This is a genomic window from Lacisediminimonas sp., assembly GCF_030645335.1.
Taxonomy (GTDB): domain Bacteria; phylum Pseudomonadota; class Gammaproteobacteria; order Burkholderiales; family Burkholderiaceae_D; genus Lacisediminimonas.
In genome coordinates this window covers 1-12,115 of the sequence record NZ_JAUSNH010000100.1, presented here as the reverse complement: position 1 = coordinate 12,115, position 12,115 = coordinate 1, and the positions used below count along the sequence as shown (strand labels likewise).

17 protein-coding genes are annotated in these 12,115 nt (G+C 64.1%); 7 read left to right on the top strand and 10 right to left on the bottom strand.

What is annotated here, in order from left to right; all coding sequences use genetic code 11:
• Window positions 1–68: 68 nt before the first annotated feature.
• The 7 genes from Q7T64_RS06800 to Q7T64_RS06770 are packed head-to-tail and all read right to left on the bottom strand — an operon-like array spanning window position 69 to window position 5,917.
• The gene (locus Q7T64_RS06800; protein WP_304793241.1) at window positions 69–722 is read right to left on the bottom strand and encodes an alpha/beta hydrolase; all 654 of its coding nucleotides are present in this window, start codon (window positions 720–722) and stop codon (window positions 69–71) included.
• A gap of 7 nt (window positions 723–729) precedes the next feature.
• The gene (locus Q7T64_RS06795; RefSeq protein WP_304793238.1) at window positions 730–1,053 is read right to left on the bottom strand and encodes a ferredoxin; all 324 of its coding nucleotides are present in this window, start codon (window positions 1,051–1,053) and stop codon (window positions 730–732) included.
• A gap of 57 nt (window positions 1,054–1,110) precedes the next feature.
• On the bottom strand, window positions 1,111–2,256 hold the full coding sequence (locus tag Q7T64_RS06790) for a VanZ family protein (RefSeq protein WP_304793234.1): 1,146 nt from the start codon (window positions 2,254–2,256) through the stop codon (window positions 1,111–1,113).
• Window positions 2,226–3,002, bottom strand: coding sequence for an ABC-type transport auxiliary lipoprotein family protein (locus Q7T64_RS06785; RefSeq protein ID WP_304793231.1), 777 nt, complete (start codon window positions 3,000–3,002; stop codon window positions 2,226–2,228). The genes Q7T64_RS06790 and Q7T64_RS06785 overlap by 31 nt, the downstream gene beginning before the upstream one ends.
• On the bottom strand, window positions 2,999–3,913 hold the full coding sequence (locus tag Q7T64_RS06780) for an MlaD family protein (protein ID WP_304793228.1): 915 nt from the start codon (window positions 3,911–3,913) through the stop codon (window positions 2,999–3,001). The genes Q7T64_RS06785 and Q7T64_RS06780 overlap by 4 nt, the downstream gene beginning before the upstream one ends.
• Before the next feature lie 37 nt (window positions 3,914–3,950).
• Window positions 3,951–4,796 (bottom strand): ABC transporter ATP-binding protein, encoded by an 846-nt coding sequence (locus tag Q7T64_RS06775; RefSeq protein ID WP_304793225.1) that lies wholly within the window; start codon window positions 4,794–4,796, stop codon window positions 3,951–3,953.
• Complete coding sequence (locus Q7T64_RS06770; RefSeq protein WP_304793222.1) at window positions 4,793–5,917, bottom strand: ABC transporter permease; 1,125 nt, start codon at window positions 5,915–5,917, stop codon at window positions 4,793–4,795. The genes Q7T64_RS06775 and Q7T64_RS06770 overlap by 4 nt, the downstream gene beginning before the upstream one ends.
• Before the next feature lie 90 nt (window positions 5,918–6,007).
• On the opposite strand from Q7T64_RS06770, the gene Q7T64_RS06765 reads away from it, so the two are divergent.
• The 3 genes from Q7T64_RS06765 to Q7T64_RS06755 are packed head-to-tail and all read left to right on the top strand — an operon-like array spanning window position 6,008 to window position 8,399.
• The gene (locus tag Q7T64_RS06765) at window positions 6,008–6,832 is read left to right on the top strand and encodes a biotin--[acetyl-CoA-carboxylase] ligase (RefSeq protein ID WP_304793219.1); all 825 of its coding nucleotides are present in this window, start codon (window positions 6,008–6,010) and stop codon (window positions 6,830–6,832) included.
• A gap of 2 nt (window positions 6,833–6,834) precedes the next feature.
• Window positions 6,835–7,611: a type III pantothenate kinase gene (locus Q7T64_RS06760; protein ID WP_304793216.1), complete on the top strand. Its 777-nt coding sequence runs from the start codon at window positions 6,835–6,837 to the stop codon at window positions 7,609–7,611.
• Complete coding sequence (locus Q7T64_RS06755) at window positions 7,605–8,399, top strand: SPOR domain-containing protein (protein ID WP_304793213.1); 795 nt, start codon at window positions 7,605–7,607, stop codon at window positions 8,397–8,399. Before Q7T64_RS06760 ends, Q7T64_RS06755 begins: the two co-directional genes overlap by 7 nt.
• Before the next feature lie 78 nt (window positions 8,400–8,477).
• Here the strand turns inward: Q7T64_RS06755 and Q7T64_RS06750 are convergent, their stop codons facing one another.
• Genes Q7T64_RS06750 through Q7T64_RS06740 form a run of 3 tightly spaced genes read right to left on the bottom strand, consistent with a single transcriptional unit; the run spans window position 8,478 to window position 9,462 of the window.
• The gene (locus Q7T64_RS06750) at window positions 8,478–8,672 is read right to left on the bottom strand and encodes a cysteine-rich CWC family protein (protein ID WP_304793210.1); all 195 of its coding nucleotides are present in this window, start codon (window positions 8,670–8,672) and stop codon (window positions 8,478–8,480) included.
• A complete protein-coding gene (locus Q7T64_RS06745; protein ID WP_304793205.1) occupies window positions 8,669–8,863 on the bottom strand; it encodes a zf-HC2 domain-containing protein in 195 nt (64 codons plus the stop codon). Before Q7T64_RS06745 ends, Q7T64_RS06750 begins: the two co-directional genes overlap by 4 nt.
• 5 nt (window positions 8,864–8,868) lie before the next feature.
• Window positions 8,869–9,462: a sigma-70 family RNA polymerase sigma factor gene (locus tag Q7T64_RS06740; RefSeq protein WP_304793202.1), complete on the bottom strand. Its 594-nt coding sequence runs from the start codon at window positions 9,460–9,462 to the stop codon at window positions 8,869–8,871.
• Between the two features lie 112 nt (window positions 9,463–9,574).
• On the opposite strand from Q7T64_RS06740, the gene argB reads away from it, so the two are divergent.
• The 4 genes from argB to Q7T64_RS06720 all read left to right on the top strand — a co-directional run.
• On the top strand, window positions 9,575–10,465 hold the full coding sequence (gene argB, locus Q7T64_RS06735) for an acetylglutamate kinase (RefSeq protein WP_370653266.1): 891 nt from the start codon (window positions 9,575–9,577) through the stop codon (window positions 10,463–10,465).
• A 31-nt stretch (window positions 10,466–10,496) separates the two neighbouring features.
• The gene (locus tag Q7T64_RS06730; RefSeq protein WP_304793196.1) at window positions 10,497–11,285 is read left to right on the top strand and encodes a pyrimidine 5'-nucleotidase; all 789 of its coding nucleotides are present in this window, start codon (window positions 10,497–10,499) and stop codon (window positions 11,283–11,285) included.
• 13 nt (window positions 11,286–11,298) lie between these two features.
• Window positions 11,299–11,874 (top strand): nucleoid occlusion factor SlmA, encoded by a 576-nt coding sequence (slmA, locus tag Q7T64_RS06725; RefSeq protein ID WP_304793193.1) that lies wholly within the window; start codon window positions 11,299–11,301, stop codon window positions 11,872–11,874.
• 101 nt (window positions 11,875–11,975) lie between these two features.
• A partial coding sequence (locus Q7T64_RS06720) for a type II toxin-antitoxin system HicA family toxin (RefSeq protein WP_370653268.1) occupies window positions 11,976–12,115 on the top strand: 140 nt, incomplete at its 3' end.

The following is a 12,115-nucleotide window of genomic DNA, read 5'->3' as shown; positions in this document are numbered from 1 at the left end:
ATGAATGATGAAGCCGCGGCCGGCGCGCCGCTGCAGGAGCGCGCGCCAACAGTGGCGGTGACGGGAAATTATATCTGCGCAGCCGGCCGCCGATGCCACATTTCGAGCATCAGTCTTTTTATGTGTTGCAGTTTGCGGTGAAAGAAATGATCGGCGCCGGGAATGACGATCACCGGGATGTCCTGTGGCCGCAGCCACGCCAGCACATCCGACAAGGGTATCGTTTCGTCCAGTTCGCCGTGGATCAGGATGGTATTGGCAGGAATGTCGGGCATGTCCCATTTGCCGGCGGCGCTGCCCACCAGCACCATGCGTTCCGGCGGCGCGCCGCGTGCGGCCAGGCGTTGCTGCAATTTGGCCTGCACGAAGCTGCCGAATGAAAAACCGGCGAGCGCCAGCGGCAAGCCGGGATAGCGTTGCTGCATGTGTTGCAACAACTTGTCCATGTCGTCGGTTTCACCGCGGCCTTCGTCGTATTGGCCGGCGGAGCTGCCCACGCCGCGAAAGTTCATGCGCACCGCCGCATAGCCGAGCGCGACAAAGCCGCGCACCAGTGTCTGCGTGACCTTGTTGTCCATCGTGCCACCGTACAGCGGGTGCGGATGGCCGACCAGCGCCAATCCGACCGGCGTCGGGAACAGGGTTGCATCGGGCAGGTCGAGCGCGCATTCGAGCACACCGGCGTCGCCGTCGATCGTGAAGCGCTGGGTCTGGGCGTTCATGGCGGCGTCAGATGGCCAGGCGCGCGACGACCTTCCCGCCGACCAGGTGTTCGTCGATGATTTCGTCGATGTCGTCGGTGTCGACATAGGTGTACCAGGTGCCTTCAGGGTAGACCACCAGCACCGGCCCTTCTTCGCAACGATCCAGGCAGCCGGATTTGTTGATGCGCACTTTGCCCTGGCCGTTCAGGTTGAGGGCCTTGATGCGGCGCTTGGCGTGTTCCTGCGCGGCCTGCGCGCCCTGGGCGGCGCAGCATGGCCGGCCATCGTCGCGCTCGTTCATGCAAATGAATACATGCTTGTCGTAATACGGCGGTTTCAATTCTGACATGGGGAAAAATGAGGCTCGGCGCCTGTTATGCGGTGAAGCATTCCATGATACACGCCCTTATTTGACCCTGTGCACCGGGTGGTACAGGAACCAGAGCATGAAAAACGGCCAGGACAGCGACAGCAACTGCGCGGCGCCATTGAAGTTCATGAATTTGCCTTGCGACCAATCCTGCATGGTGGCCACGAAATAGGGGTTCACCGGCATCAGGTTCACCAGCAGCAGCGCCGTGATCAGCGCCAGCGCTGCGACCCGCCGTTGCGCAGCCGGCGGCGCAAACACCAGGCCCGCCAGCATCATGGCGCCGATCAGCAGGCCGGCCTGCGATCCGGGCGTGAGCCAGGCAAACACATGGTCGGGGCCGAAAATGACGGCGCTGGCCAGCGACTTCGAGGTCAGTGCGCCAGCCACCAGCAGTCCGGCCAGCGCTGCTTTCGGCGAGCGCTTGCGAAACAGGCACATCATTGTCAGCACCGCGCCGGCCAGGCCGCTTGCCGTGATGATGCTTTCGGCCAGCCAGTAATGCTCGCTGCTCAGGTCGCGTCCTTGCCGTATCAGCACGCCCAGGTCGAGTGGCAGCTTGAGCAGATTGCCCAGCCACGATGTGGCAATCGGCAGCACCTGGCCGTGGCCGAACAGATACGCCTGCGGATAAATCTGCGCCAGCGGCCACAGTCCCAGCACGATCAGGCCGCGCCCGGCCTCCTGCGAAAACCAGCGCTGGCGCAGGCTCAGCAAGCGGCTTTGCTCCAGGAACAGGCGCGACGTATAGTGCCCGGCGATGGCGCCGATCATGGCGCCCGCGGCATTGGTCAGCAGGTCCAGGTTGGACGCTACCCGGCTGGGCAGGAAAGTCTGTCCGGCCTCCATGCCGGCCGACAGCAGCAATCCCAGCGCGAGCGCTGCGACGATGGCCGGCACACCGCGCAGCAGCGGATAGATCGCCAGCACCGCCAGCAGGCCCAGCGGGATGTAGGCGATGACGTTGGTGACCAGGTCAAAACCGGTCCAGTAGTGCGGCATCGGGGCGCTGAGGAAGCTCCATGCCGGCAAACCGTTGTTGCGCCAGCCGGTAAACGGAAACCAGCTGGCATACATGATCAGCAATGCATAGACCACCAGCCCGATGCGGGCGCTCACCGCGGGCGCGCCGCCAGGCGGCGGCTCGCGCTTTACCGCTTCAGTGGCAGCGTCGCCAGCCATGCAATCATGTCCGTGATGATGGCGTCGGAAGTGCGCGCCAGTGCCTGCGCGCCGCCGGCCGCATCCGGCGTGGCGGCCGGCGTTTCACCGACAAACATGCGCTGCGCGACCAGCTTGCGGTCCTGCAATACGGTAACCCGCATTGCCACCCGTGCGGTGCTGGTGGCAGGGGCGGTGAATGCCTGGCTGAAGTCATCGGCCTCCATGCGCAACTGCGGCACACCGGGGCCGCCGTCACCGGCGCCGAGCACGACCCCGCCTGCGGCGCTGATGCGCGCCTTCATGCGTTGCTGGAACAAGCGCGGCGGCGACATGGTCCAGCGCGATTGCGAGTAGGCGTGCGCCGCCTGCGGATCTTCATAGTCAAGGCGGTAGACCATGCGCGTGCTGTCCATCCAGGACGGTGCACTGATGTCGCCGATCGAAAGCGGCGGCAGCGCCGACACTGCCTGGCCAGCGCCTGCTGCCGGCGCCGCGCCGGACATGGTGACTGCGGAGTGGCCCAGGTCGTACAGCAACTGGGTGTCGCGCCGCTCGACGCTGGTGCAGGCGCCGAGCGCGGCCAGCGCAAAGGCTGCCGCCAGCAGGCCGCGCAGCATGGACTGCACCGGCGTTGCGCCAGCGGCGGCAGGAAATTGGCCGTGCAGCTTTTTGGGTTGCATATTCACCTTGTCGTCGGATTGCGCATGGTCGTCCTGCGCCGGTTGGCTGCTGTGGCTGTGCGTGCTCGTCCTGGCCGTGTTCATCGGCCGGTCGACGAGAAACCGCCTTCGCCCGGCCCCGGCTCAGCGCGTCGGGAACCGAAAAGGATACTCTGCGGCCGGTCGTTGATGTTTTCAAGCGTGCGGTTGAACAGGCGCAGGCTGGAACGGATTTCGGAAGTCAGCGGCAGCAAGTCGTGCTCGAAGCGCTCGGCCACCGTGGCGATCGTGTCGGCGGTCTTGCCGATCCGCTCGATCGGCCCGTTGGCCGCTTTCAGGCCGTTCGTCATCTCGCTCAGGTTTTGCGCCAGCAGGTCGATCGATTTCACCGCGCGCTGGGCGTCGTTTGCCAGCCCCGGCAAGCGCGCCAGGGTCGGCTGCATCTGTTGCGGAATGCGCTCAAGCTGCTGGGCCGCCTTGCTGACGCTGTCGAATGCCTGCAGCATCGATTGCCGGTTCTGGTCGCTTAGCAGGTCGTTGACGCGGCGCGTGAGTTCTTCGGCTTGGGTCAGGATCGCCAGGCCGCGCTCTTCCAGCTTGTTGAGCAGGCTGGGCCGCAATTCGATGCGGGCCACCTGTCCCGCCGTACTGTGCAGCCGTACCGGATTCTTGCCGTCGTCATTGAGTTCTATGAAGGCAATGCCGGTCACGCCCTGGTAGCCCAGCGTGCCGTAGGTGGAGCGGGTCACCGGCGTGTCGTCGAGGATGCTGATGCGGATCAGGATCTGGCCCGCGGTTTGCGGATCGAACACGATCTCGTCGACCCGGCCCACCGCCAGGCCGCGATAGCGCACCGCAGCCTGGGGATTGAGGCCGGGTATCGACAGCTTGGTGGCGATTTCATACGGCAGTCGGCTCTCGCGGTCGCGGTTGAGCCAGAGTCCGGCCAGCACCGCGCCCACCAGCAGCACGATCGAAAACAGTCCTGCCATCAACGCGTGTGATTTATTTTCCATGATGCCTCTTGATGCCCCTTGATTCCTGCACAGTCATTCATGAACCTTGTTGCCTGTCGTGTCCACCCGCTTGCCCGCTGGCGGCGTCGCCTGCCGGGTTCGCCCGGTATGCGACGCCGGCGCCCTGCACTGCGCGCTGCCCACGTTCGCCCAAGAAAAACTCCTGGATAAAACTATGCTCGACCTGCATCACTTGCTGCAGGCTGCCGTTGGCCACGACGTGCTTGTCGGCCAGCACCGCAATGCGGGTGGACAAGGCCACCAGCGTATCGAGGTCGTGCGTGACCATCACCACCGTCAGTTGCATGGCCCGGTGCAGCGACGCAATCAGGTTGACGAATGCCTCCGACAGCGCCGGATCGAGTCCGGCCGTGGGCTCGTCGAGGAACAGCAGTTCCGGCTCCAGCGCCAGCGCACGCGCCAGCGCCACCCGCTTGATCATGCCGCCCGACAGGCCGGCCGGCGTGCGCTGCGCCTGCTCCGGGCTGATGCCGACCATGTGCAACTTTTGCAAGGTGGCGTCGCGGATCAGGTCCGGCGGCAATGTGCGCAACTCGCGCAGCGGCTGCGCCACGTTGTCAAAGGCGGACAACGCCGAGAACAGCGCGCCATGCTGGAACAGCACGCCCCAACGGTTGCGCATTTGCGGATCGGGACCCTCTGCGCCGCCTGCCATCGGTGCGCCGAATACCTCCACGCTGCCGCGCGTGGGTTGCGACAGTCCCAATAACTGGCGCAGCAAGGTGGTCTTGCCTGAACCGGACCCGCCCACCAGCGACAGGATTTCGCCGCGCCAGACGTCCAGGTCCAGGTCCTGATGCACGACGAAATCGCCGAACTGCGTGCACAAGCCCCGAATGCGGATCAGTGGCGCTGCATTCATTCGAAACCCACTCCCTTGAATACGATGGCAAACACTGCGTCGGCCAGGATCACCACCGTGATGGCGGTCACGACCGAACTGGTGGTGCCGCGGCCCAGGCTGTCGGTATTGGGTTTGATGCGCAAGCCAAAGTGGCACGCCACCAGGCCGATCAACACGCCGAAGGTCGTGCCTTTCAACAGTCCGATCAGGTAGTTCTCCACCGGTACGGCTTCCGGCAGGCGCATGATGAAATAACGTGCGGTCAGGTCCAGCTCTGCCCACCCGGCAACCATGCCGCCGACCAGCGCCATCACGTCGGTCCATACCACCAGCAAAGGCATTGCCAGCGCCAGCGCCAGTACGCGCGGCAACACCAGCCGGAAGCCATGTGGCAGCCCCATCACCAGCATGGCGTCAAGCTCTTCAGTCACGCGCATCACGCCAAGTTGCGCCGTGATCGAGGAGCCGGAGCGGCCCGCAACCAGTATGGCGGCCAGCATCGGGCCAAGTTCCCGGATGATGCTCATGCCCAGGATGTTGACCAGGTAAATGTCAGCGCCAAAGGTTTTCAATTGCTGCGCGGACAGGAAAGAAAGCACGACACCGATCAGGAAGCCGACCAGCGCGGTAATGCCGAGCGCCTGGTAGCCGATGCGAAAAATGTTGGCCGAAATTTCCTTCCACGGACCACGGTCCGGCCGGCGCAACAAGCGCAGCAGGTCCAGCGCCAGGCCGCCGATCAGGGCAATGAAACCGGTCACATGGTCGGCGACAGTTGCGACGCCGGCCTGTATTGCCTGCAGCACCTGCACTTGCTGTTTCGCTGCCGGCAGCATCAGTTTGCCGCTGTTCTCCAGCCGCTCGAAAATTTCTGTTTGCCGCTCGGACAAAAGCAGTTGGGGCGGCCGGGTCTTGCCCCAGGCGTTCCACAGCCACTGCGCGCCGACATGATCGAGTACGTCTACCCCGCGCAGATCCCAGTGCAGCGTGGCGCCAGGCGGCAGCGCGCGCAGCGCGGCGTCCAGGCGTGCAATTGCGCCTGGCATGGCAAGCGTCAGGACGCGCCAGGCGCCTTGCACCAGGACATGTTTTGCATCGGTGCAGAGTAGTTGCGGAAAGGAAACTTGCGTGGTCGACATTCGGTCGAGTGTAAGGGAGTTTGGGGCCAGCGTCATTGCGGCACTCGGTAAAAGAGGATTCGGCCTGACCAGCGCGGCTACAATGCCAGCATGAACGATGCGCTGTCACCGAAAGAAATCGCAAACCACCTGGGCGACGCTGCTGTGGCCGTTGCAATCGAATGCGTTAACCAGACCGGCTCCACCAATGCCGACCTGCTGCGGCGCTTGCCGCACCTGGACTCGCCGCTGTTGCTGGCGGCAGAAGTGCAAACCGCTGGCCGCGGCCGCGCTGGCCGCAACTGGCTGGCCGAGCCGCATGCCTCGCTGACGTTTTCACTGGCCTGGCCTTTCTTCCGGCGCGATATCAGCGGCCTGCTCGGCCTGCCCCTGGCGGTCGGCGTCGCCGTGGCCGATACCCTGGCCGGCTTCGGTGTGGCGGCCAGCCTGAAATGGCCCAATGACGTACAGTTGGGACCGGCCAAGCTGGGCGGCATCCTGATTGAAACCGGCAGCGTGCAACGGGCGGGATACCGGCAGCCGTGGGCAGTGATCGGCATCGGCCTGAACATTGCGCTGACGCCACAGATGCTGGCCGAAATCGGCCGCGAAGCCGCACAGATGCCGCAATTGCTCGGGCATCGCAATGCCGTGCTCGGGGCGCTGACGGCGCGGCTGGCGCAGTTGCTGCCGCGCTTTGATGCCGACGGTTTCGCCCCCTTTGCTGACGGCTGGAACCGGCTGCACGCGCATGCCGGCCAACAGGTAAGCATCGTCGATCATGGCGCGGTATTGCAGCAGGGCCGGGCTGCCGGGGTTGACGCCAATGGCTGCCTGTTGCTCGATACGGCGGACGGACGGGTGGTGATTACTGCCGGCGATGTGTCATTGCGGCCGGCAGCGGCCGCAATGAGCGCGAACGCGGGAGGGAGCTGAACATGTTGCTGTTGATCGACGCCGGCAACACCCGCATCAAGTGGGCGCTTGCGCCGGACGGCCCGGCCAGCCCGGGACAGTGGCTGCAATCCGGTGTGGTGGAGCACGCAACGCTGCCGTCACTGGCGGCGCAACTGGCAGCGGCGACGGCCGCGCCGGGGGCAAGCATCACGCGGGTAATGCTGTCCAACGTTGCCGGCGACGCCGTGCGCAGCGCGGTGCTGGCGATGCTGCACCAGTGTTTTGGCGAACGCCAGCCAGCGCTGGAAATATTCAAGTCGTCGGCGGCGCGCGCCGGGCTGCGCAATGGCTACCGGCAGCCGGCGCAACTGGGTACGGATCGCTTTGCCGCCGCCATCGGCGCCCGCGCGCTGTACCCGGGCCAGGCCCTGGTGCTGGCTACCTGCGGCACGGCAACCACGATCGACGCCATCAGCGCCGACGGCGTTTTCCTGGGTGGCATGATCCTGCCGGGGCTGCGCCTGATGGCGTCGGTGCTGGCCGAGCAAACCGCACAGTTGCCGCAGGTCGCCGAACGGATCGATGCCGGCCGGCCGTTTGCCGACAATACTGAAGAGGCGATCGTGCTGGGTTGCCTGTCAGCGCAGGCCGGCGCCATCGAGCGCGCACTGGCGCGGCACCCGGGGGCGCGCTGCATCCTGTCCGGTGGCGCTGGACGGATGGTCGCCCCGTTGCTGGCCGTGGCGCCGGAATTTATCGACAACCTGGTGCTGATCGGCTTGCAGCTTGCCGCCATGGAGGAAACGCCACAATGCTGAAATTCGCATTTGCCTGCCTGTTGCTGGTCAATGGCGCTTTGCTGGTGTTCCAGTTCGGCTGGCTGGACGCGCTGGTGCGCGGCGGCCATGAGCCGGAGCGGCTGCGCAACCAGATCAATGCCGACAAAGTCCGGATCCTGTCGCCATTGCCTTCGGCGGCACCCACGGCTGGCGCGTCCTCGGGCGCATCGGCATCCGCATCGACCGCAACGGCAACCAGCTCGGGCGCGGGCGTCAACACCGCCACGGCCGCCACCGGAGGCGTTGCCGCTGGTGCAGCAGGTTCGCTAACCCCGGTGATGGCCCGGCCGGAGGCGGGGCAAGCCGCCGCCGCATGCATCGAAATCGGCAACCTCACCGTGGCCGAAGGCCGCCGCTTTGAAACCAGGTTGGCGACATTGACGCTGGCGCAAAAACCCGTGCGCCGCGAAGTGCGCGAAGAAAGCAGCCACATGGTGTGGATACCGCCGCCGCCGACCGGCCGGGAAGGTGCTGACAAGAAGTCTGTCGAACTGCGCAGGCTGGGCATCCGCGATTTCTATGTGCTGCAGGATATGCCGGTGCGCCACGGCATTTCGCTGGGCGTGTTCAAGACGGAAGAAGCGGCCAGGGCGCACCTGGCAAAACTCGGCGAGCAGGGCGTGCGCAGCGCCCGCGTGGTCGAGCACAAGATGCCGCTGGTGCGCGCCGCGTTCCGGTTCGCCGGCATCGACGAGCAGACCCGGCAAAGGCTGGACCGGTTGCGCAGCGAATTCCCGCGGCATGAACAGAAGCAATGCAGTATTTGATCCAGGATTTTCCAGCGCTGATCCGGACATGAGCGCCGCCTGACCAGGGTTCGGCCGACGGCGAACCTGGCCGGCAGCCTACAGCGCGTCCGGCGCGTCCTGGCCCTGGGCTGTGCTGCGGACTCTTTCCTGCAGGCAGGCCGGGCACAGGCAACTGCCGCCCATCGGCGCCCCGGCCAGCGTCGGCAGTTGCGCGCACCAGCATGGCTGCTGTGCCGGCGCGTCGGCAATGCCGCAGTTGAAATCGGCACCGCATTGCGCACACTGGCTCACGGCTCACTTTCCCTGGTCGAGCGCTCGCGCACGGCGCGCCGTAGCAGCGCCGTCTGGTCGCCAAACCGGCGGCATCCCACGCACAGCAGCAAGTGCAGGCGCATCCGCAGCCGCTCGACGGCCGACAATTGCCGGTCCATGCCCTCGGAGGTCAGCCGGTGTATCTCCCGACAAGTTGGCTTGATGCCCATGCTGTTTAATCCTTGTCCTTCACGCCAAACCAGTTCAGGTCAAGGCATTCGCGCAGCCGCACGCGAGCCCGGTACAACATGACCCATGCATTAGACGGGGAAATCTCCAGTTCCTTACAGATTTCGGCGGTTTCCATCTCCAGCCATTCGCGCATCATGAAAATGCGGGCGGTTGCGGGCGGCAATTTTTCCAGGCACAGCTCCATCACGCGGAAGAAATCTTTCTGGTGGAGCGCAGCGTCAGGATCGCCCCAGTCGCGTGGCATGGCAAGGACATGGCCGCTGGCATTGAACAGGGCGTCGATTGCGTCATCGTCCTGCTGGCCGTCTTCATCGGGCAGCGCCTGCAGGCGGGAATTGCGCCGCAGCGTGTCCAGGATCTTGTGCTTCAGGATGCCGGTGACATAAGTGCGCAAGCTGGCGCGACCGGCATATTGCTGGGGTTTCTCCAGCACTGCCACCAGCGACTCTTGCACCACGTCCTCGGCCATCGATTCGTTGCGCAGTTGCAGTATCGCAAAGCGCAGCAGCGCCGGGCGCATCGACTCCAGTTGCTGCAGGTAAGTTGCGGTCATGCCAGTGCCGTCAATGGGCGTCATGATTGTCAAGTTTGCAAAGCCTAGTCGATCCACGCGGCGCTGGCAATAAACGGGAAGGCCAATCTCGGTTCTTTCGCTGTAGAATCGGCGCAAACCCCTTTTCATGACCGTCATGTCCGACCTTTCTACTGTTTCCTCCCAGATCAAGGCAGAGATCCTCGCAGAAGCACTGCCCTACATCCGTAAATTCCACGGCAAGACCATCGTCATCAAGTACGGCGGCAACGCCATGACCGAAGAGCGCCTGAAGCACGGTTTCGCGCGCGACGTGATCCTGCTGAAACTGGTGGGCATGAACCCGGTGGTGGTGCACGGCGGCGGGCCGCAGATCGACAGCGCATTGAAAAAAATCGGCAAGCAAGGCACCTTCGTGCAGGGCATGCGCATCACCGACGAAGAAACGATGGAAGTCGTGGAGTGGGTGCTCGGCGGCGAAGTGCAGCAGGACATCGTCATGCTGATCAACCATTACGGCGGCCAGGCAGTGGGCCTGACCGGCAAGGATGGCGGACTGATCCGCGCCCGCAAGATGAAGATGGAAGACCGCACCCGTCCCGGCGAATTCCTCGACATCGGCTTTGTCGGCGAGATCGAGGCCATCAATCCGGCGGTGGTCAAGGCGCTGCAGGACGACGCCTTCATTCCGATCATCTCGCCAATCGGTTTTGGCATGGATGGCCAGGCCTACAACATCAATGCCGACCTGGTGGCCGGCAAGATCGCCGAAATCCTGAAGGCTGAAAAGCTGATCATGATGACCAATACGCCCGGCGTGCTCGACAAGGCTGGCAACTTGCTGACCGACCTGAGCGCGCGCGAGATCGACGAGATGTTCGAGGATGGCACCATCTCCGGCGGCATGCTGCCAAAAATCTCGTCGGCGCTGGATGCCGCCAAGTCCGGCGTCAATACGGTGCATATCGTCGACGGCCGGATCGAACATTCGCTGCTGCTCGAAGTGCTGACCGAGCAGGCGTTCGGCACCATGATCCGTTCCCACTGATCCGCCCGGTTTGCCCAGGCCGATCAGCCCGATGAGTTCGACCCGTCCGAGGCATTCCGGAAAATCGCGGCAGCTGACCTGGCTGTTCGACCTCGACAATACGCTGCATGATGCCTCGCACGCGATTTTCCCGGCCATCAATGCCAACATGAACGCCTACATGGCGCGCGTGCTGGGCGACGGCGAAACGCCGGCCGATGCCGCCATCGTCAATGCGGTGCGCATCTCCTACTGGAAGCGCTACGGCGCCACCTTGCTGGGCATGATCCGGCATCACAACGTGCATGCGGCCGACTTCCTGCACCACGCCCACCAGTTTGACGACCTGCCCGCCATGATCCGCGCCGAGCGCGGGCTTGGCCGCATCCTGCAGCGCCTGCCCGGGCGCAAGATCCTGCTCACCAATGCACCGCGCCGCTATGCCCATGCGGTGGTCCGTCATCTCGGCCTGCACCGCCACTTCGCCAGCCATTTGCCGATTGAATCGATGATGGTGCATCGCCAGTTGCGGCCCAAGCCGTCCAAGGCTTTGCTGCGCAAGATCATGCGGCACGAAAAGCTCACGGCGCGCAACACCGTGCTGGTGGAAGACACCATCGTTAACCTGAAGTCGGCGCGTGCGCTCGGCCTGCGCACTGTCTGGGTCACCCAGTACGTGATGAGCAATCCGGTTGTGTCGGCCGCCGCGCGCGCCGCCGGCCGCAAGCCGCCGCCCTGGTCAGCGCCAGTAAAGCGCCCCGGATACGTCGATGTCAAAGTACAATCACTCGGGCAATTACCGGGGCAGTTGCACCGGCTCCGACAGCCATTCCAACCATAACGACAAGCTCAGCATGGCAACGACAAAACCGGGCGAACGAAAACTGCAGATACTCCAGATGCTGGCGACCATGCTGGAGCAACCCAAGGGCGAGAAGATCACGACCGCCGCGCTGGCAGCCCGGCTCGATGTATCCGAAGCCGCGCTGTACCGGCATTTCGCCAGCAAGGCGCAGATGTTCGAAGGCTTGATCGACTTCATCGAATCGACCGTATTCGGCCTGATCAACCAGATCAACGAGCAACAGGAAAACGGCCTGTCGCAAGTGCAGGCCATCACCGGCATGCTGCTCAATTTTGCCGAACGCAATCCTGGCATGACCCGCGTCATCATCGGCGACGCGCTGGTCAATGAAGACGAGCGGCTGCAAGCGCGCATGAACCAGTTCGTCGAACGCATAGAACTGGCGCTGCGCCAGTCGCTCAAGCTGGCCGCGTCCCAGGGCCAGGCCAGCGAGGCCGAAGCCGCTGACCGCGCCGGCATGATCACCAGCCTGGTGCTGGGCCGCTGGCACCGCTTCGCCAAGACCGGTTTCCGCCAGCGCCCGACCGAAGGCGGGCCCACGCAGATCGCGTTGTTGCTGGTCTGAGTTGCTCGCCAACAGTCGCGCCTTTGCGCGAGTTGTTGCGCCATTTCCTGATCGTTGTCCCCCTCCCTTGAATTTGTACACATCAGTGTGTATTATTCGAGGTGGGGAAGCTGGAGAACGATATCAATTCATCAAAGCTGATCCTGTTGCTTGAAGCAGATGGATGGCGTGCCGTGAGGATCGTCGGCAGCCACCATCATTTCAAGCATCCCCAAAAGCCTCTTCTGGTTACGGTCCCCCA